Here is a 19283-nt window from a genome sequence, read left to right on the forward strand (position 1 = left end):
GGGTAGTCTAGTGCCGGGGCGCTTTCCCTGCAACCTTTACCCCGCTTTTGGACAGATAATCGATAATGAATTTTCTTGCACATTTACATCTGGCGCATTTAGCCGACAGTTCACTCTCCGGCAACCTGCTGGCGGATTTTGTTCGCGGAAACCCGGCATCCAGTTTTGCGCCTGAGGTGGTGGACGGCATTTTCATGCATCGTCGAATCGACGTCATGACCGACAACCTGCCGGAAGTCCGTGAGGCTAAAGAGTGGTTTCGCAGCGAAACGCGCCGCGTCGCCCCGATTACGCTCGACGTGATGTGGGATCACTTTTTATCGCGCCACTGGGCAGAAATCTCGCCCGACTTCCCATTAGCAGCCTTTGTCCGCTACGCCCATACTCAGGTTGCCACAATCTTGCCTGAATCGCCGCCGCGCTTTGTCAATCTGAACAATTATATGTGGTCAGAGAAATGGCTGGAGCGCTATCAGGATATGGATTTTATCCAGGATGTGCTCAATGGCATGGCCAGCCGCCGCCCGCGTCTCGATGCCCTGCGCGACTCGTGGTATGACCTGGACAGACATTACGACGCGCTGGAAGAACGCTTCTGGCGTTTTTATCCGCAGATGATGGAACAGGCCCGCCGTAAAGCACTTTGATCGCCCGACAGCACTGGGCCGGATAAGGTGACGCCACCATCCGGCAAAACATTGATAGCCAAAACCTGTCTCATTGATTGTCAGCGCCTCTTTGTCTTATTCCCGAACACTCTCTATACTGGCCCGCGTTGCGTTCCAAAAAACCCTTAACTTTGCAGGAGAATTATATGGTACTGGTAACTCGTCAGGCTCCGGATTTCACAGCAGCTGCGGTACTGGGTAGCGGTGAGATTGTTGATAACTTCAACTTCAAACAGCATACCAACGGTAAAACCACCGTTCTGTTCTTCTGGCCGATGGACTTCACCTTCGTTTGCCCGTCTGAACTGATCGCGTTCGACAAACGTTACGAAGAATTCCAGAAGCGCGGCGTTGAAGTGGTTGGCGTTTCTTTTGACTCTGAATTTGTCCATAACGCATGGCGTAACACCCCTGTCGACAAAGGCGGCATCGGTGCAGTGAAATACGCAATGGTTGCTGACATCAAGCGCGAAATCCAGAAAGCTTACGGCATCGAGCACCCGGAAGCGGGCGTTGCTCTGCGCGGCTCTTTCCTGATCGACGCGAACGGCGTTGTTCGCCACCAGGTGGTTAACGATCTGCCGCTGGGTCGTAACATCGACGAAATGCTGCGTATGGTTGACGCGCTGCAGTTCCACGAAGAGCACGGCGACGTTTGCCCTGCACAGTGGGAAAAAGGTAAAGAAGGTATGAACGCGTCTCCGGACGGCGTGGCAAAATACCTGACCGAAAACGTCTCCAGCCTGTAATTGGCATGAATTGAACAAGGCCCGCAAATGCGGGCCTTTTTTATCTCAATGACCCGACCACACCGACGCTGAGATTGCAGGCAACGTCAGTACATCGCCCATGACCTGCCCTTTGCCCTCTTCGTGCCGCCACTGCGCGACATTGAGCAACGGCGACGACGGCAGCACCACTTCACAGGCGTGTCCCCGGTTAATCGCCACCAGTACGCGCTGCTGGTTAAGTACCCGGACAAAAACCACCACGTTATCTTCGGCGTAAATTACCTGACAGCCGCCGTGGCGTAGCGCCTTGCTACGATGACGTAATTTCGCCAACCGCTGGTACAGCGCCAACAGTTCGCCGTCCTGTTGATCCTTCTGCCACGGGAACGGTTTACGACAGAACGGATCGTTATTTCCATCCAACCCCACTTCATCACCGTAGTAAATACACGGCACGCCAGGCCACGTAAACAGCCACACCACCGCCAGAGGCAGGCGCGCAACATCTTTGCCCAGTAAAGATTTAAAACGAGCGGTATCGTGGCTGTCGAGCTGGTTGAACATACGCAACTGCTGCTGATGCGATAATCCCGCACGGTAGTTATCCATCCACGCCATGCACGTTTGAGCATCAATAGATTGCGGATCGTAAGAGATGTCGGTGTTGGCGAGAAATCCCCAGAGCGGGAAGGTAAAACCACGGTAGTTCATGGCAGCATCTTCGGCATCGGCCTGCAGCCACTGGCGCGCATCGCCAAAGTGTTCACCGACCACATAGGCTTCTGGCTGCGTTTCTTTCGCCGCCTGGGTGATCCCGGCCACATGCTGCAGGTTATTGCGCGCTCCACCGGCTTCTCCCAGCATGTGCACAACATCAAGCCGCCAGCCGTCCATGCTCCACGGCGCTTTTAACCAGTGACGGACAATGCTGTCCTCGCCGCGATAAATTTCATTCACCAGACTTTCCGAGGCAAAGTCCAGCTTCGGCAGGCTGGCGTAACCCAGCCAGTCCAATGCGACGCCGTCGTCAGAGAAATGGTACCAGTCGCGCCAGGGCGAGTCCGGGTTATGGCACGCCCCGTCTGTTCCCTGATGATGCCTGTCGAACCAAGCGTGCGAATCGCCACTGTGATTGAATACGCCGTCCAACACCAGGCGCATTCCCTGTTGCTGCGTGTTATGCCGCAGGCGTAATAGCGCCCTGTCGCCACCAAACCGGGGGTCAACATGGCGATAATCTTCGGTATCGTATTTATGCACGCTCGGTGCGGTAAACACCGGGTTCAGATACAGTGCTGTTACCCCTAAGCTTTTCAGGTACGGCAGCTTCTCGCTGATCCCGTCCAAATCACCACCATAGAACGTCGAGCCTCCGGCCTGTGCGTTCAGCGGTTCGTCCCAGTCGCGCTGCACAATATCGTGCCCGGCCGCGTGGTGGTAATAGACGTTATCCTGTTCTGTATCGCGCGACTGACCGCGGGCAAAGCGGTCCGGGAAAATCTGATAGAAAACCTGGTCGGCCACCCATTGCGGACTATTGTCTGGCACATCCACAGCAAACTGTTCCAGCCGCGCGGGCGGAAATCGACTGAACCCTTGCGGGGTAAACCACAGCTGGCGATCGAGCCACAGCAGCTTAAAGCTATAGCGTCGACGAGGCTGGCCGCAGGAGAGATCGATTGCCGCGCGCCACGCGGTCACGCCAGGCTGCGGCTGGCTGCGCTGCTTATGCATGCAAAGCGAGATCTCTTCGTTATCATTTTCTGCGCGTAACGTGACCCGCTGGGGTGGATTGTCCCCTGACAGCCAGAGCGTAATCGTCAGTTTATCGTTGTTTTGCTTAACAAATGGGGCAACCGGAAGGTGCCAGGCGTTCAACATCACGTATCCCCTTTGATGAAAATGAAGCCACCTTGCCATAGGAAAGTTAAGGATCACTCATCATCTTAACGTTTATTGGGGGAGGAGTTCGGGGGAGGAGAAAATGCCGGGAGGCGCAAGCCTTACCCGGCAAAAAAATTACTGTGCTTCAGCCAGTTGACGCTCGCGGCGGCGTTTGAACACCCACCCCAACAGCAACAGAGCAATCCACGCAAAACCAACGTACAGTGAAATACGGGTATCCGGATGGTAGCCAATAAGCGCGATGATAAAGACCAGGAAAATCAGGCCAATCACCGTCGTGACCACGCCGCCCGGCACTTTAAAGGTCAGGGCTTTAACCTCTTCCGGCGGCAGACGGCGGCGGAAAGCAATCTGCGACAGCAGGATCATAATCCACACCCACACCGTAGCAAACGTTGCCAGTGAGGCGATGACCAGGAAGATATTCTCCGGCATGATGTAGTTGAGATACACCGCAAATAGCAGGGCAATGGTCATCACCATCACCGTCACCCACGGCACGCCGCGACGCGAGGTTTTGGCGAACATTTTCGGTGCACTTCCCTGCTCCGCCATGCCATGCAGCATACGGCCTACGCCAAATACGTCAGAGTTGATCGCCGACAGCGAGGCGGTCAGCACCACAAAGTTAAGAATACCCGCAGCAAAGGTAATACCCATATGCTGGAACGTCAGGACGAACGGGCTACCGTCGGTGCCCACCTGATTCCACGGGTAAATAGACATAATGACAAACAGCGTGCCCACGTAAAAGACGAGGATTCGCATCGGCACGGAGTTAATCGCGCGCGGGATGGACTCCTGCGGATTCTTCGCTTCACCGGCAGTAATACCGATGATTTCAATGCCACCATAGGCAAACATCACCATTTGCAGCGACATGATCATGCCCAGCCAGCCGTTACTGAAGAACCCACCGTTGCTCCACAAGTTATGGATGCCGGTTGGTTGCCCACCGTTGCCGATCCCCCAAATGATGATGCCGAAACCGGCGACAATCATAATGATGATGGTGGCAACCTTGAAGAAGGAGAACCAGAATTCCAGTTCACCGAACACCTTCACGCTCATCAGGTTGATGGCGCAGATGATCAACACTACGCTCAGGACCCAAATCCAGTGCGGAACCGCCGGGAACCAGACGCCCATGTAAATCCCGAAGGCAGTCACGTCGGCAATGGCGACAATCAGGATTTCAAAACAGTAGGTCCAGCCGGTAATGTAGCCAGCCAACGGCCCGAGGTTTTCCTGCGCATAGCGCGAAAACGAGCTGGCTGCCGGGTTATGAACGGACATTTCGCCCAGCGCGCGCATGATAATGTACGCCGCCGCGCCGCCGATAATATAGGCCAACAACACGCTCGGCCCTGCCATTTTGATGGCATCGGCTGAGCCATAGAACAGCCCGGTACCAATTGCCGAACCTAATGCCATAAAGCGGATGTGCCGGGTGCTCAGCCCACGCTTTAGCTTGTTATTACTTTCCATCGATTCCTAACCTGTTAACACAATAAAAAAACCACGGGGCCATATTAATAGCCCCGTGGTTAAAACTTATTGTCAGTGATATTAGTGTGCGCTGGAGGTCACTTGTCGACCTGCTGCGCGGTCCCAAATTACGGCCAGGACCACCATCACGACTGTTGGCATCAACCACGCCAGACCTTGCTCTGCCAGCGGTAAACGCTGGGTCCAGGCCGGTAACACGTCGCCAATTGCAGAAGCTTTAATGCCATCAAGGATACCAAAAATCAGGCTGATAAACATCGCAGGTGCAATGACGCGGGAAGAATTATGCCACCATGAGCGGGTAAAGCTTAATACAACCAGTGCGATACAGGGCGGATAGATAGCCGTCAGAACCGGAATCGAGATCTGAATCAGGTGGCTCAGACCCAAGTTTGACACCACCATCGAGAAGCCGCCGAGGATAAACACCAGCGTACGGTAAGACAGCGGAACGTACTGCGCAAAGAACTCAGCACACGCGCAGGTCAGACCAACCGCCGTCACCAGGCAAGCGATGAAAATCAACGCGGCCAGCAGCAGGCTACCTGCACCGCCGAAGGTGTGCTGAACATACGCATGCAGAATTGCCGCGCCGTTAGCAGACTGATCGACCAGAACCGCACTGTCTGAACCCAGACGGAACAACGCGAGGTACAGCAGCGTTAAGCCGACACCGGCCATCAAACCCGCCCAAACGGTATAGCGCGTCAGTAGACGTGCTTCGGTGACGCCACGCGAACGCGCGGCGTTCACGATAACAATACCAAAGACCATCGCGCCCAGCGTATCCATCGTCAGATAGCCGTTCACGAAGCCGTTGGAAAACGCCGCAGTTTGATAGGCTTCCATGGCATTGCTGATCGGACCGGCAGGCCAGATAATCGCAGCAACAGACAGTACAACCAGCGCCAGAATTTTCAGCGGCGCGAGGAAATTCCCCACGGTATCCAGCAGTTTGCCCGGATAGAGCGATACCAGGATGACAATCGCGAAATAGACCACGCTGTAGATAAACAGCGGCAGCGCGGAGTCACCAGTCAGCGGGGCAATCCCCACTTCAAAGGAGACCGTTGCGGTACGCGGCGTTGCAAATAACGGCCCAACGGCCAGATAACAGACGGTAGCCAGTACTAAACCGGCCACTTTGCCGATCGGAGTGCTGAGGCTGTCTACACCACCGCCGACTTTCGCCAGCGCCACAACGGTGAGCACCGGCAGGCCAACAGCGGTAATCAGAAAGCCAAAAGCCGCAGTCCAGACGTGTTCGCCGGCTTGCAAACCAACCATTGGGGGGAAAATAATGTTACCTGCACCTACAAACAGTGCAAATGTCATAAATCCCAGTGCGATGATATCGCGCGATTTTAACTGATGGGTCATAAAGTCTTACAGCCTGTGGATGTGAATGTGGTGTTGTAAAGGTTAAATTTTTGCCCTTCCCTTTTGGGACGATACAGCGGCATTTTTAATCAATTCCAGCGGGAAATTCTCCCAGCCGGGCGCGGCGAAGAATAGTTTTTCGATTTACCGCGTAAATGCAGTCGGTATGACAGCACATGGTGCGCAATTTAAACGCTTATAACGTTTTAAAGCAAGGTGGGATCTAAAAACCAGAACAATATAGCGATATGAAAAATCCAGTTAGAACAAAACACCATTTCCGGGAAAAAGGTATGGGTAATAATGCGAACAAAAAACAATCAGACGTCGTAAAATTCAGGATGACTGTATTGACCCGCGTAAAAAAGCCAGCTTTCGCTGGCTTTTGGAAAGATAATCTTACGGATACGCCTCAATCGTTACTTTTGGCAAGTAAACGTTCCGCCAGCACAAAGCTAAACCGCGTCCCTTTGCCCGGCGTACTCTCGATATTCAATCGGCTGTCGTGATGATTTAAAGCATGCTTCACAATAGCCAGCCCCAGCCCGCTACCGCCCGTTTGCCGCGATCGCGCTTTATCCACGCGGTAGAAACGCTCGGTCAAACGAGGAATGTGCTCAGGCGCAATTCCTGGCCCATTATCTTCGACGCTGAACTCGGCTCCCGCCGTCGCCCGCTGCCAGCGCACGGTGATGTGCGTTCCCGCCGGCGTGTGGTTCACCGCGTTATAGATAAGATTCGAGATTGCACTACGCAGTTGCTCCTCGTTACCCATCACGCTCAGGCGATTATCCACGTCGAAGGTAAACGTGTGTTTATTCTGGCTCAGCGTTTGTGCTTCGTGCTCAGCCACGCGCAGTATCATCGGCACATCCACTTTTTCATTCTGCGGCAGTGTCGGTGCGGCTTCTATTTTCGATAGCGTCAGCAGCTGCTTCACCAGCCCTTCCATACGCTGCGTTTGCTCACGCATGGTATCCAGCGCTTTCTCTCGCGTTGCCCCTTCCAGGGGATGCTCCTGCATCATCTCCAGATAACCTTGCAGCACCGTCAGCGGCGTACGCAACTCGTGGCTGGCGTTGGCAAAGAAATTACGCCTCGCGCCTTCCAGTTGGTGCATCTGCGTGACATCGCGCGCCACCATCAGCAACTGCTTGTCGGTATACGGCATCACCCTAATTTCCAGATGCCGCCCGGTATTAAGTACCAAATTAATTGGCCGACTAAAGTCGCGCGTTTTCAGGTATGAGGTAAATTCCGGGTAGCGAAGCAGGTTAAGAATATTTTGCCCACTATCGTCCGGCCAACGCAGTCCCAGAACCTGCTGTGCCAGGCCGTTACACCAGAAAATCCCACCCTCTTCGGTGGTCAGTACCACCGCATCAGGCAGCGATTCAGCCCCGCTGCGAAAACGTTTAATCAGATTACCCAGTTCGCGGCGGCGTTTTTTGTTACGCAGTTGCATTTGATGCAGGCCGTAAAGCAGCGGTTCCCAACTGCCCCGCCCCGGCGGAGGCGTCATACTCCTGTCGACCCACAGCCACCAGGACAAACGCAGTAAATTCCAGAAATGCCAGATAAGCAGACCCGTTACCGATGCCAGTAAAAACCACGGCAGATAACCGAAAAAAGCACTAAGGATAAAAGCCGGAATGCAGCAAAGTATCAGCTCCAGTACCAGCCTTTTCCATGACAATCGTTCCAGCAAACGTCGCACTCCCTATACAACTTGATCTAATGGGCTATTTTCCGTGCAGGTCAGAAGCGGGTGGAAAAACGGTATCCCGTTCCGCGTACCGTCTGCACCATGCGATCGTGGCCGCTGTGCTCCAGCGCCTTACGCAAGCGGCGGATATGCACGTCAACCGTCCGGTCTTCTACGTACACGTTGGTGCCCCAGACATGATTAAGTAGTTGTTCGCGGCTGTAGACGCGCTCAGGATGAGTCATAAAGAAATGCAGCAGTTTGAACTCAGTTGGCCCCATATCCAGCGGTTCTTCGCCGGTCATTACACGATGCGAGGTGGGATCAAGGCTCAGCCCCTGCATCTCAATAACTTCTTCAACCGCCATTGGTGAAATACGACGCAGTACGGCTTTAATGCGCGCCACCAGCTCCTTCGGCGAAAACGGCTTGGTGATATAGTCATCCGCACCGGTTTCCAGCCCACGCACGCGATCTTCTTCATCACCTCTTGCCGTCAGCATCATCACCGGGATGTCCCGCGTCATCGCTTCACGTTTGAGGTGTTTAATGAACTGTAACCCCGAGCCACCGGGAAGCATCCAGTCAAGCAGGATCAGATCCGGCCAGGGTTCATTGAGTTGATTCACCGCACTGTCATAGTCTTCGGCTTCTACAGGTTGGAACCCGTTTTGCTCGAGCACGAAGCAGACCATTTCACGAATTGGAGCTTCATCTTCTACGACCAGAATACGTCTCGCCATGATTTGCCCTGTTTTAATTTAATCGTTCATACCCTCTATACGCCGCCATTATGCGTCAGATTTATGACAGATTTATGAAAAAGATAGTCCAGGCTTAACCAATGTTGTTGAATTATGACAGCCCGGAAACAAGATATTCACGCCATTGCAAGGGTATAATCCCCCTCATTGCTTTTTCGTCATGGAACTCGTATGCGCATCCTTCATACCTCAGACTGGCATCTGGGCCAAAACTTCTACAGCAAGAGCCGCGCCGCCGAGCATCAGGCCTTTCTTGACTGGCTGCTGGAGACCGCACAATCCCATCAGGTGGATGCCATTATTGTGGCAGGCGATATTTTTGATACCGGCTCACCGCCGAGCTATGCCCGCGAGATTTACAACCGCTTTGTCGTCAATTTGCAGCAAACAGGCTGCCATCTGGTGGTGCTGGCAGGCAACCATGACTCGGTCGCCACGCTTAATGAATCACGCGATATTTTGGCATTTCTGAACACCACGGTGGTCGCCAGCGCAGGCCATGGACCGCAAATACTGAAACGCCGCGACGGCACGCCAGGCGCCGTGCTGTGCCCGATTCCCTTTTTACGCCCACGCGACATCATCACCAGCCAGGCGGGACTCACCGGCAGCGAAAAACAACAGCATTTGCTGGGGGCAATTACCGACTATTACCAGCAGCAGTACCAGGACGCCTGTAAACTGCGCGGTGAACGCAACCTGCCGATCATTGCAACCGGGCACCTGACGACCGTCGGTGCCAGCAAAAGTGACGCGGTACGTGACATTTATATTGGCACACTGGATGCCTTTCCAGCGCAGAATTTCCCGCCAGCAGATTACATCGCGTTGGGACATATTCACCGGGCGCAGGTCATCGGCGGAACAGAACATATTCGCTACTGTGGCTCGCCGATTGCCCTCAGTTTTGACGAATGTGGCAAAAGCAAAGGCGTGCATCTGGTGAGCTTCAAAGACGGCAAGCTACATACCGTCGACAATCTCACCGTGCCGGTCACGCAGCCGCTGGCAGTATTGAAAGGCGATTTAGCCGCCATTACCGCCCAGCTTGAGCAATGGCGCGACGTAGAGCTGCAAACGCCCGTCTGGTTAGATATTGAAATCACCACCGACGATTACCTGCACGACATGCAGCGCAAAATTCAGGCGTTGACGGAAGACCTGCCGGTAGAGGTTCTGCTGGTGCGCCGCAGTCGGGAGCAGCGCGAGCGTATTATGGCCAATGAGCGGCGTGAAACGCTGAGCGAACTGAGCGTGACGGAAGTCTTTGACCGCCGTCTGGCACTGGAGGAACTGGAAGCGCCGAGGCGGGAACGTCTTAATCAGCTGTTTAATGACACGTTACAGACGCTTGCCGGGGAGGCTGACGCATGAAAATTCTTAGCCTGCGCCTGAAAAACCTCAACTCCCTGAAAGGGGAATGGAAAGTCGACTTCACGGCAGAGCCTTTTGCCAGCAACGGTCTGTTTGCCATCACCGGGCCTACAGGGGCCGGAAAAACCACCTTGCTCGATGCGATTTGTCTCGCGCTGTACCACGAAACACCGCGCCTGAATACCGTATCACAGTCGCAAAACGACCTGATGACCCGCGACACCGCCGAGTGTCTGGCAGAGGTCGAGTTCGAAGTTAAAGGCGAAGCCTACCGCGCGTTCTGGAGCCAGAATCGGGCGCGCAATCAGCCTGACGGCAATCTGCAGGTCCCGCGCGTGGAACTTGCCCGCTGCGCCGACGGAAAAATCCTCGCCGATAAAATCAAAGATAAACTGGACATGACCGCCACGCTCACCGGGCTGGATTACGGACGGTTTACGCGTTCGATGCTGCTGTCGCAGGGGCAATTTGCCGCCTTCCTTAACGCCAAACCCAAGGAGCGCGCCGAGCTGCTGGAAGAACTGACCGGCACCGAAATCTACGGACAAATTTCGGCAATGGTGTTTGAAAAACACAAAGCGGCGCGCAATACGCTCGAAATATGCGAAGCGCAGGCGGCGGGTGTCGTACTGTTAAGCGAAGAGCAACAACAGCAGTTGCAGCAAAGTTTGCAGGTACTTACTGACGAAGAAAAAATTTTGCTGGCGCAGCAGCAACATCAGCAGAAAGATTTTCAATGGGTTACGCGCAGCGACGAACTGGTTCGTGAACAGCAGCGCGTGGCTAGCTTAGCGCAGCAGGCCCAACAGGCGCTTGCGGACGCCACGCCTGAGCTGGCAAGACTCCAGCTCGCTCAGCCTGCCAACCAGCTTCGTCCACTGTGGGATCGCCAGCAGGAGCAGACTGCACGCCTGGCGCAAACAAAGCAGCGGATCATTGAAGTAAATACTCGCTTACACGCTAAAACCTCGCAGCGCGCGCGCATCCGCAACGGTGCACTGCGCAGCCACGAGCAACTTCAGACCGAACTTACCGCACTGGCGCAGTGGTTGGCGGAGCATGATCGATTCCGCTTATGGGGCCAGGAGATTGCGGGCTGGCGCGCACTTTTTTCTCAGCGTAGTCGCGATAAGCATCAGCTTACGGCGCTCGCTGCCCGTATCGCTGAGTTACGCCAGAAACTGGCGGCGTTGCCGGAAAATGCCCTGACGCTCACCGCGGATGAGGTTGCGGTCGCGATGGAACAGCAAGCGCAATCACGGACTTTCCGTCAGCGTCTGACCTCACTTCATGCTCGCTATCAGCCGTTGCAAAAACGTCTGCGTCAGAACGGTGAAAGCGTGCAAAAAGCGCAGGCGCAGCAGGCCGCGCTCAATGAAACGCTCGCGCTACGCCGACAGCAATATAAAGAAAAAAATCAGCACTACCTGGACGTTGAAACGCTCTGCAAACAGGAAGAAAAAATCAAAAGTCTGGAGGCAGAGCGCGCGCTTTTGCAGGCCGGACAGCCCTGCCCGTTATGCGGCTCTACTGCACATCCTGCGGTCTCGGAGTATCAGGCGCTGGAACTGAGTGCAAACCAGCGGCGTCGCGACCAGTTAGCCAAAGAAGTCGCAGCACTGAAAGAGGAAGGTCTGCTGGTTCTGGGGCAGGTCAATGCCCTGACACAGCAAATCCAGCGTGAGACAGAAGAGATACAGACGCTCTCTCAGGAAGAGCAAGCACTCACTAAAGAGTGGCAGGACGTTTGCACCGCTCTGAATATTACGCTGAATATTCAGGAGGATATTACCGGTTGGATGGGCGAACAGGAGCACTACGAGCGCCAGCTTTATCTGCTCAGCCAGCGCCTGACGCTGGAAAACCAGTTACACGATCAGCAACAACAGGAACGCCAGTATCAACAACAGCTGGCGACGACGCATCAGGGGCTGGAAAGCGCCTTGTCCGCGCTGTCACTGATTGCACCGGAAGACGGCACAGAGGCCGCCTGGTTAAGCGCCCGCGAAACCGAATTCGCGCAGTGGCAGGAGAAACAGACGCAGCATGGCGTGATTCAGGAACGCATTCACGCCCTGAAGCCGCTGCTCGACACGCTTCCGGCAACGGACACCGCAGAAGCCGAAACGGTTATCCCTGAAAACTGGCGCGAAATTCACGACGACTGCGTGTCGCTGCAAAGCCAGCTTGCTGCACAGCAACAGCAGGAAACGCTGGAAAGCGAACGCTTGCAACAGTCACAGACGCAATTTACCGCCGCCCTGGCGGCCAGTTGCTTTGCCGATCAAGAGGCGTTCCTTGCCGCGCTGCTGGATGACGATACCGTCCGCCGCCTTGAGCAGTTAAAACAGACGCTGGAAAATCAATCGCAGCAGGCAACGGCGCTGTCCGGGCAAGCCAGTCAACAACTGCAGGCGCATCAGGCGCTGCGCCCGGACGGGCTGGACGCCGACGCACAAACCCTGCAAGCCCGGCTGCAACAACTGGCGCAACAACTGCGAGAGAACACCACCCAACAGGGGGAGTTACGCCAGCAGCTTAAGCAGGACAGCGATAACCGCCAGCGTCAGCAGGCATTAATGCAGCAGATTAAAGAGGCGGCCAGCCAGGTCGAAGACTGGGGCTATCTAAATGCGCTGATTGGCTCGAAAGAAGGGGATAAATTCCGCAAGTTTGCCCAAGGTCTGACGCTGGATAACCTGGTGTGGTTGGCTAACAATCAACTGACCCGCCTGCACGGTCGCTATCTGCTACAGCGAAAAGCCAGCGAAGCGCTGGAGCTGGAAGTGGTTGATACCTGGCAAGCCGACGCCGTTCGCGATACCCGCACGCTGTCCGGCGGTGAAAGCTTCCTGGTAAGTCTGGCCCTGGCACTGGCACTGTCCGATCTGGTCAGCCACAAAACGCGCATTGACTCCCTGTTCCTTGATGAAGGTTTTGGCACGCTGGACAGCGAAACGCTGGATACCGCGTTGGACGCACTGGATGCGCTAAATGCCACCGGCAAAACCATTGGCGTCATAAGCCACGTCGAGGCCATGAAAGAGCGCATTCCGGTGCAAATCAAGGTGAAGAAAATCAACGGACTGGGTTATAGCAAACTCGACAAGATGTTTGCGGTGGAGTAGTCGACAGACGGGTGCGGCTTCACAGGCCGGATAAGCGTTAGCGCCATCCGGCACAATATGTAGCATAATATTGCATACTCAGAGACGGATATGAAATGGCATTTCATTTCACTTATCCGCAAGCTATGCTCTTATTGGCGGCGAACGTTCGCCGCTGTGGCGCACATCTGCGCTGATATTGCTGGCAGGTCGTATGAAAAAAGTGATTTTCTCTTTAGCCCTCGGGACGTTTGGGCTGGGCATGGCCGAGTTTGGCATCATGGGTGTGTTAACCGAGCTGGCGCGAGATGTGGGCATTTCCATTCCTGCGGCGGGCCACATGATTTCGTTTTACGCCTTCGGCGTGGTGCTGGGTGCGCCGATTATTGCGATCTTTTCCAACCGCTTTTCGCTGAAACATATTCTGCTGTTTCTGGTCACGTTGTGTGTAATAGGTAACACCATCTTCACCCTCTCCTCATCCTATTTTATGCTGGCGGTCGGCAGGCTGGTTTCCGGTTTTCCGCACGGTGCATTCTTTGGCGTCGGGGCCATAATTCTGACTAAACTCGCACGCCCGGGGAAAGTCACCGCCGCCGTCGCTGGCATGGTCAGTGGGATGACCGTCGCCAACCTGATTGGCATTCCCGTCGGTACCTGGCTGAGTCAGGCATTTAGCTGGCGCTACACCTTTTTGCTGATCGCCGTGTTTAACATTGCAGTCATTGCGTCGATTGCCTTCTGGGTGCCCAACATCAGTGACGAAGCCAAAGGCAAACTGCGAGAGCAATTTCACTTTCTGAAAAGCCCGGCACCGTGGCTTATTTTCTCCGCTACGATGTTTGGCAACGCCGGCGTGTTCGCCTGGTTTAGCTATGTGAAGCCATACATGATGTATATCTCCGGTTTTTCTGAAGCGCTGATGACCTTCATCATGATGCTGGCTGGATTAGGCATGGTGCTGGGCAATCTGCTGAGTGGGCGGATTTCGGGCCGCTATACGCCGCTGCGCATTGCGGTGGTGACCGACTTTGTGATTGTGCTGGCCCTGGTGATGCTGTTTTTCGTCGGCGATATGAAAGCTGCGTCGCTGACCTTCGCCTTTATTTGCTGCGCGGGCCTGTTTGCGCTATCGGCCCCGCTACAAATTTTGCTGCTGCAAAATGCGAAAGGCGGCGAACTGCTGGGTGCCGCCGGTGGGCAAATGGCCTTTAACCTCGGTAGCGCGGTTGGCGCATACTGCGGCGGCATGATGCTGACGCTGGGTTTTGCCTACAACTACGTAACCCTCCCTGCGGCCCTGCTGTCGTTTTCCGCCATGTCATCGCTGCTGCTGTATGGGCGTCTGAACCGCCCTACGGGCATAAATTGTATGCCGGATAAGCGCCATCCGGCATAGCAAAATTACCCCTGCGGCCACAGCCAGGCCGCACCGCGAACCCCACTGGAATCACCGTGCAACGCCTTGCGTAAAGGCGTTTCACACTCACTGCCAAAGACGAACTGTTTAATCAATGACGGAACGGTCTGATACAACCTGTCGACATTACTCATCCCGCCCCCCAGCACGATGACGTCCGGGTCAAGGATATTCACCACATGAGCCAACGATTTTGCCAGGCGCAATTCATAGCGGCGTAACGCCTGCTCCGCCAGCGCATCACCTTCGCTCACCAGCCGAATAATATCGCTACCTTTCAGTTTATTACCGCTCAGGCGATGATAATCCGTGGCGAACCCGGTCCCGGAGATGAAGGTTTCAATGCAGCCTTGCTTTCCGCAATAGCAAGGTACTTCCTGCCGGTAACGCAACTCATCTTCATCCATCCACGGCAGCGGGTTATGTCCCCACTCACCCGCGGTACCGTTACCGCCCGCATGTGCCCGACCATTGAACGCCACCCCGGAACCACAGCCGGTGCCGATAATCACCGCGAACACCGTTTGCGCGCCCGCCGCAGCGCCGTCTACCGCTTCAGAGACAGCCAGGCAGTTGGCGTCGTTGGCCAGACGAACTTCCCGGCTCAAACGCACGCTTAAGTCTTTGTCAAAAGGCTGCCCATTGAGCCAGGTCGAGTTGGCATTCTTCACCACGCCGGTGTAGGGGGAAATCGATCCGGGGATCCCCATACCAACGGTTCCGGTCTGTCCGGTGGCTTTTTCCGCCATCTCCACCAGTGCAGCAATGGTTTCTATAGTTTGCCGATAATCATCACGTGGCGTGGGCAGGCGATGACGAAAAAGTTGCTCCCCCGCATCACTCAGCGCGATAACCTCTGTTTTGGTACCACCTAAATCGATTCCTATACGCACACGCTGGTCCTCATTTTTTGGGAATATCAACAGAGTAGAGGCGAGCATGGCGTTAGGCAATGCACGCCCGCCGACAATTCGTTATTATGCCCGCTGAATTTAACGACAAGGCCGTGGAAATTATCATGCTGTGGTTCAAAAATTTAATGGTTTACCGTCTTAGCCGCGATGTTTCTTTGCGCGCCGAAGAGATGGAAAAACAGCTTGCCTCAATGACGTTTACCCCTTGTGGTAGCCAGGATATGGCAAAAATGGGCTGGGTTCCGCCGATGGGATCGCACAGCGACGCATTGACGCATTCCAACAATGGCCAAATTATTATCTGCGCCCGCAAAGAAGAAAAAATTCTGCCGTCGCCGGTGATCAAGCAGGCGCTGGAAGCCAAAATCTTCAAGTTGGAAGCTGAGCAGGGTCGCAAACTCAAGAAGACCGAGAAAGACTCGCTGAAAGATGAAGTGTTGCACTCCTTGCTGCCGCGTGCCTTTAGCCGCTTTAGCCAGACAATGATGTGGATAGACACCGTTAATGATTTGATCATCGTCGACTGTGCGAGCGCCAAGAAAGCGGAAGATACGCTGGCACTGCTGCGTAAAAGCCTGGGCTCACTGCCGGTAGTCCCGCTGACCCTGGAAAACCCGATAGAGCTCACGCTCACCGAATGGGTCCGTTCCGGCACCACGGCGCAGGGATTCCAGTTGCTGGATGAAGCCGAACTGAAAGCCATGCTGGAAGACGGTGGTGTGATCCGGGCTAAGAAACAGGACCTGGTGAGTGATGAGATCGCCGTGCACATTGAAGCCGGAAAAGTCGTCACCAAGCTGGCTCTCGACTGGCAGCAGCGCATTCAGTTTTTGATGTGTGACGATGGCTCGATTAAGCGTCTGAAGTTCTGCGATGAGCTGCGCGACCAGAACGAAGATATCGACAGAGAAGATTACGGTCAGCGTTTTGATGCCGATTTCATCCTGATGACCGGTGAACTGGCGGCGTTGATTAAAAGCCTGGTGGAAGGTTTAGGCGGCGAAGCGCAGCGCTAAGCTATTCCGTAGTGCCGGATAGCGCCGCAAGCGGCTTATCCGGCACTCCACCATTACAGGTAACGGCAAAGATAGGATGTAGGCTCAGCGACCTGCAGATGAAATTCACTGTGCCCGGGCACGTTAAACACCTGCCCTGCAGCATACACTTTCCACTCAGTTTCGCCCGGCAGCAACACATTCAATGCCCCGCTCACCACCGTCATCTCTTCAGGTGCCGCCGTGCCAAAGGTGTACTCGCCTTCCACCATCACACCCACGCTGGCGCGGCCAGTACTGCTGCTGGTAAAACCAATCGATTTTACTTTGCCGGAAAAGTATTCATTACTTTGAAGCATACCGCTGGCCCTATCTCGTTATTAAGTTAACAACCAATATAGGGGCCTGACGTTCCCTCTGTCACGCAAAATTACGCCAGAAGTTCCGAAGCCAGACGGGCTATCAGCACATTCGACAACAGTACCGGAACGTCGAGTGATTTTTGCAGTACATCACGATGACGCTGATTAAACCCCAGGCAGTCGAGCATAATCACGTCGGCACCTTGCTCAAGAAGTTGCTTTCCAGCATCAATCAGTTGTTGTTCGGTGCCATCAATGGGATTGGCCACGGCATAGACTGGCGGCGTTTGTAGCACCTGCCATTTCTGCGTCTGGGCGGCGAGTAATTCAGTGACGGGTACAATCACACCAACCTGATGCCCGTCGACAATCGACGCCACCAGAGGGGGAATAATACGTAAGGGCTCCAGCAGGATGCCGTTTCGGATTGTCAGACGGGTAATGACCGCAGTACTCATCAGTAAAATGACGTCAAAGCCCTGATTATCCAGCACCTCAACGATACCTTGCAGCGCGCGTTCCACTTTCTGGCGCGAAACGTGCGCCAACTGTTGGTCACTGAGCAGCGTTAATAACACATCGTCGCCCGGCGAGATGGCGTACTCGACCATCACCTCTTCCCGCCGCATCTGCCCTAGCAAACTATGGTGGGTAATATGTTGCTCATCGATATATTCCGTCAGGAGCGGTAATACCTCACACATCGGCACAACGCCAATCGTGAGGATAGCCAACGACGTACTCATGTGTTGCTCCACCGTCTTCTTACTTTGCTGTGAATTCCCGGATAAATGCCGGGCACTGACCTGCGCTACAAATGTTCAAAAGCGTAGCAGCAGATAAGCAATACATTGTGTAAAGATTCCAAATCATTCTAATAATTTATTGTTATCGTTTACTTTTCATTTTTCGCACTCTCCAGAGACGTGCGAAAAATGTGACACAGACAGCGTCCGACCTCAGGTTTTCTGCGGATCCTCATAGCGTTTTTTGGCATCCATTGCTTCCTGCGCGGACGGATGTTCGCTAATCAACGAATTCGGCTTCGGGTGGTCAGCGCGGAGTTGATACCAGGTGACCGTCTGGCCTGGCGTACCTTTTTCAACAGTAACAATCGTCGCTTTACGTGGATAAGGGGGGTTTGTCGGCATAGCGCTTCCTTTTGAATGGATAAGCGTTAAGTATAGACCCCACCCTGCAACCGCGGCGCAGCCTGGGACATCATCGCCAGGATATCAGCCACAACCTGAGAGGGTTCGTGCGTTGCATCAACAACAAAGTGCGCCGCCTGGCGATACAGCTCGTCGCGTTGCTCAAGCACTTCCTGCACCTCTTCGGTCAGCGGTTTACCGGTTAAGGTTGGGCGCAATCCTTCTTCAGGCGCGGCTTCCAGGCGACTCACCAGTACCGAGACCGGCGCGCTTAAATAAATGACCATGCCGTTATTTCGCATGTAGTGACGGTTATATTCGGTAAGAATAATGCCGCCACCGGTCGCAATAACCGTTGAGGGGCCGGTCACGGCCTGCAAAGCGGTCGTCTCCTGAGCGCGAAATCCTTCCCACCCCTCTCTTTCAACGATTTCGGCAACGGTCATTTGCACATGTGATTGCAACCAGCGATCGGTATCAACAAACTGGAAGTCGATAGCTTTCGCCAGCGCCATACCGGTTGTCGTCTTACCACACCCCCGCGGGCCAACAAGAAAAAGAGGTTGCGTCATCGAAGAAATTCCCCAGAGAGCCGCCTAGAAGCGGGATCTGATGCTGTTAAAGTTATAATCATACCATCAAACTAGTACATCACCAAAATGTAAAGAATAAGTTCCACCACAGACTAAATAGCCCATTAACTCTCACTATAACAAGATTTCACAATGATGAAAGTGTAAAAAATAAATTACAGTCGTTATTTTCTACGCTGAACTTCCAGCCACCACTTATCCAGTTCAGCAGCAAAATGCTGTCGGTCGCGCGGTGAAAGCGTGTCCGGGCCTCCGGTCTGGATCCCACTGGCACGGAGTGTGTCCATAAAATCACGCATCATCAGACGTTCACGGATGGTGGCTTCGGTATAGCGTTCGCCACGAGGATTCAGCGCCGCAGCCCCTTTTTCAATCACTTCAGAAGCCAGCGGTATATCCGCCGTTACCACCAAATCGCCTGCGCTACACTGGCGCACAATCTCGTTATCGGCAACATCAAACCCGGCAGGAACACGTAATGTACGGATAAAACGCGAAGGCGGCACGCGCAAACTCTGGTTGGCGACCAAAATCAGCGGCATCTGCATACGCTCTGAAGCCCGGTACAAAATATCTTTAATCACATTCGGACACGCATCCGCATCCACCCATATTGTCATAACACCTCCTGGTTCCTGTGCAATCGCACATTGTCTCGTGCTTTTACTTTCCGGCAAAGTGCTGTTTCTCCTTCTGAACATATCC

The 19283-nt window shown here is 54.2% G+C and carries 17 protein-coding genes; 6 read left to right on the forward strand and 11 right to left on the reverse strand.

The window, feature by feature from the left end; all coding sequences use genetic code 11:
* The first annotated feature begins 65 nt into the window (after positions 1 to 65).
* Positions 66 to 647 carry an ACP phosphodiesterase gene (gene acpH, locus FDW98_RS03600; protein WP_096758095.1) on the forward strand — a complete coding sequence of 194 codons (582 nt, stop codon included), beginning with the start codon at positions 66 to 68 and terminating at the stop codon, positions 645 to 647.
* A gap of 167 nt (positions 648 to 814) precedes the next feature.
* Positions 815 to 1417: a peroxiredoxin gene (locus FDW98_RS03605; protein ID WP_048212444.1), complete on the forward strand. Its 603-nt coding sequence runs from the start codon at positions 815 to 817 to the stop codon at positions 1415 to 1417.
* 45 nt (positions 1418 to 1462) lie between these two features.
* On the opposite strand, the gene malZ is transcribed toward FDW98_RS03605, so the two are convergent.
* The 5 genes from malZ to phoB form a co-directional block, all read right to left on the reverse strand.
* Complete coding sequence (malZ, locus tag FDW98_RS03610; protein WP_096758096.1) at positions 1463 to 3280, reverse strand: maltodextrin glucosidase; 1818 nt, start codon at positions 3278 to 3280, stop codon at positions 1463 to 1465.
* Between the two features lie 138 nt (positions 3281 to 3418).
* On the reverse strand, positions 3419 to 4792 hold the full coding sequence (proY, locus tag FDW98_RS03615; protein WP_096758097.1) for a proline-specific permease ProY: 1374 nt from the start codon (positions 4790 to 4792) through the stop codon (positions 3419 to 3421).
* An 81-nt stretch (positions 4793 to 4873) separates the two neighbouring features.
* Positions 4874 to 6193, reverse strand: a complete 1320-nt coding sequence (gene brnQ, locus FDW98_RS03620; protein WP_096758098.1) for a branched-chain amino acid transporter carrier protein BrnQ — start codon at positions 6191 to 6193, stop codon at positions 4874 to 4876.
* A 412-nt stretch (positions 6194 to 6605) separates the two neighbouring features.
* Positions 6606 to 7901, reverse strand: coding sequence for a phosphate regulon sensor histidine kinase PhoR (gene phoR / locus FDW98_RS03625; RefSeq protein WP_096759459.1), 1296 nt, complete (start codon positions 7899 to 7901; stop codon positions 6606 to 6608).
* A 50-nt stretch (positions 7902 to 7951) separates the two neighbouring features.
* Positions 7952 to 8641 (reverse strand): phosphate response regulator transcription factor PhoB, encoded by a 690-nt coding sequence (phoB, locus tag FDW98_RS03630; RefSeq protein ID WP_096758099.1) that lies wholly within the window; start codon positions 8639 to 8641, stop codon positions 7952 to 7954.
* Between the two features lie 192 nt (positions 8642 to 8833).
* Here phoB and sbcD point away from each other — a divergent pair, with 192 nt between their 5' ends.
* From sbcD to araJ, 3 genes are all read left to right on the forward strand, one after another.
* The gene (sbcD, locus tag FDW98_RS03635) at positions 8834 to 10036 is read left to right on the forward strand and encodes an exonuclease subunit SbcD (protein WP_096758100.1); all 1203 of its coding nucleotides are present in this window, start codon (positions 8834 to 8836) and stop codon (positions 10034 to 10036) included.
* Positions 10033 to 13164 carry an exonuclease subunit SbcC gene (gene sbcC / locus FDW98_RS03640; RefSeq protein WP_096758101.1) on the forward strand — a complete coding sequence of 1044 codons (3132 nt, stop codon included), beginning with the start codon at positions 10033 to 10035 and terminating at the stop codon, positions 13162 to 13164. The genes sbcD and sbcC overlap by 4 nt, the downstream gene beginning before the upstream one ends.
* Before the next feature lie 193 nt (positions 13165 to 13357).
* A complete protein-coding gene (araJ, locus tag FDW98_RS03645) occupies positions 13358 to 14542 on the forward strand; it encodes an MFS transporter AraJ (protein WP_096758102.1) in 1185 nt (394 codons plus the stop codon).
* A 5-nt stretch (positions 14543 to 14547) separates the two neighbouring features.
* Here araJ and mak read toward each other — a convergent pair whose 3' ends face one another.
* Positions 14548 to 15456, reverse strand: coding sequence for a fructokinase (gene mak, locus FDW98_RS03650; RefSeq protein ID WP_096758103.1), 909 nt, complete (start codon positions 15454 to 15456; stop codon positions 14548 to 14550).
* Positions 15457 to 15581: 125 nt separating this feature from the next.
* Between mak and rdgC the strand changes: the two genes are divergently transcribed.
* Entirely contained in the window at positions 15582 to 16493 is a 912-nt protein-coding gene (gene rdgC, locus FDW98_RS03655; protein ID WP_096759460.1) for a recombination-associated protein RdgC, read from the forward strand.
* 53 nt (positions 16494 to 16546) lie between these two features.
* On the opposite strand, the gene ppnP is transcribed toward rdgC, so the two are convergent.
* From ppnP to FDW98_RS03680, 5 genes are all read right to left on the reverse strand, one after another.
* Entirely contained in the window at positions 16547 to 16831 is a 285-nt protein-coding gene (ppnP, locus tag FDW98_RS03660; protein WP_096758104.1) for a pyrimidine/purine nucleoside phosphorylase, read from the reverse strand.
* Positions 16832 to 16902: 71 nt separating this feature from the next.
* Positions 16903 to 17580, reverse strand: coding sequence for an AroM family protein (locus FDW98_RS03665; RefSeq protein ID WP_096758105.1), 678 nt, complete (start codon positions 17578 to 17580; stop codon positions 16903 to 16905).
* A 213-nt stretch (positions 17581 to 17793) separates the two neighbouring features.
* On the reverse strand, positions 17794 to 17985 hold the full coding sequence (gene yaiA, locus FDW98_RS03670) for a protein YaiA (protein ID WP_096758106.1): 192 nt from the start codon (positions 17983 to 17985) through the stop codon (positions 17794 to 17796).
* 26 nt (positions 17986 to 18011) lie between these two features.
* Entirely contained in the window at positions 18012 to 18557 is a 546-nt protein-coding gene (aroL, locus tag FDW98_RS03675; protein ID WP_096758107.1) for a shikimate kinase AroL, read from the reverse strand.
* A 185-nt stretch (positions 18558 to 18742) separates the two neighbouring features.
* Positions 18743 to 19198, reverse strand: coding sequence for a YaiI/YqxD family protein (locus FDW98_RS03680; protein ID WP_096758108.1), 456 nt, complete (start codon positions 19196 to 19198; stop codon positions 18743 to 18745).
* Between the last annotated feature and the right edge of the window lie 85 nt (positions 19199 to 19283).

Origin of the sequence: Citrobacter sp. wls711 (assembly GCF_005281055.1) — a bacterium.
In the GTDB taxonomy this organism is placed as follows: Bacteria; Pseudomonadota; Gammaproteobacteria; order Enterobacterales; family Enterobacteriaceae; genus Citrobacter; species Citrobacter gillenii.

Excerpts from the sequence above, each read along its gene's own strand:
- acpH (WP_096758095.1), top strand. The coding sequence starts at position 66 with ATGAATTTTCTTGCACATTTACATCTGGCGCATTTAGCCGACAGTTCA.
- FDW98_RS03605 (WP_048212444.1), top strand. The coding sequence starts at position 815 with ATGGTACTGGTAACTCGTCAGGCTCCGGATTTCACAGCAGCTGCGGTA.
- malZ (WP_096758096.1), bottom strand. The coding sequence starts at position 3,280 with ATGTTGAACGCCTGGCACCTTCCGGTTGCCCCATTTGTTAAGCAAAAC.
- proY (WP_096758097.1), bottom strand. The coding sequence starts at position 4,792 with ATGGAAAGTAATAACAAGCTAAAGCGTGGGCTGAGCACCCGGCACATC.
- brnQ (WP_096758098.1), bottom strand. The coding sequence starts at position 6,193 with ATGACCCATCAGTTAAAATCGCGCGATATCATCGCACTGGGATTTATG.
- phoB (WP_096758099.1), bottom strand. The coding sequence starts at position 8,641 with ATGGCGAGACGTATTCTGGTCGTAGAAGATGAAGCTCCAATTCGTGAA.
- sbcD (WP_096758100.1), top strand. The coding sequence starts at position 8,834 with ATGCGCATCCTTCATACCTCAGACTGGCATCTGGGCCAAAACTTCTAC.
- sbcC (WP_096758101.1), top strand. The coding sequence starts at position 10,033 with ATGAAAATTCTTAGCCTGCGCCTGAAAAACCTCAACTCCCTGAAAGGG.
- araJ (WP_096758102.1), top strand. The coding sequence starts at position 13,358 with ATGAAAAAAGTGATTTTCTCTTTAGCCCTCGGGACGTTTGGGCTGGGC.
- rdgC (WP_096759460.1), top strand. The coding sequence starts at position 15,582 with ATGCTGTGGTTCAAAAATTTAATGGTTTACCGTCTTAGCCGCGATGTT.
- ppnP (WP_096758104.1), bottom strand. The coding sequence starts at position 16,831 with ATGCTTCAAAGTAATGAATACTTTTCCGGCAAAGTAAAATCGATTGGT.
- FDW98_RS03665 (WP_096758105.1), bottom strand. The coding sequence starts at position 17,580 with ATGAGTACGTCGTTGGCTATCCTCACGATTGGCGTTGTGCCGATGTGT.
- yaiA (WP_096758106.1), bottom strand. The coding sequence starts at position 17,985 with ATGCCGACAAACCCCCCTTATCCACGTAAAGCGACGATTGTTACTGTT.
- aroL (WP_096758107.1), bottom strand. The coding sequence starts at position 18,557 with ATGACGCAACCTCTTTTTCTTGTTGGCCCGCGGGGGTGTGGTAAGACG.
- FDW98_RS03680 (WP_096758108.1), bottom strand. The coding sequence starts at position 19,198 with ATGACAATATGGGTGGATGCGGATGCGTGTCCGAATGTGATTAAAGAT.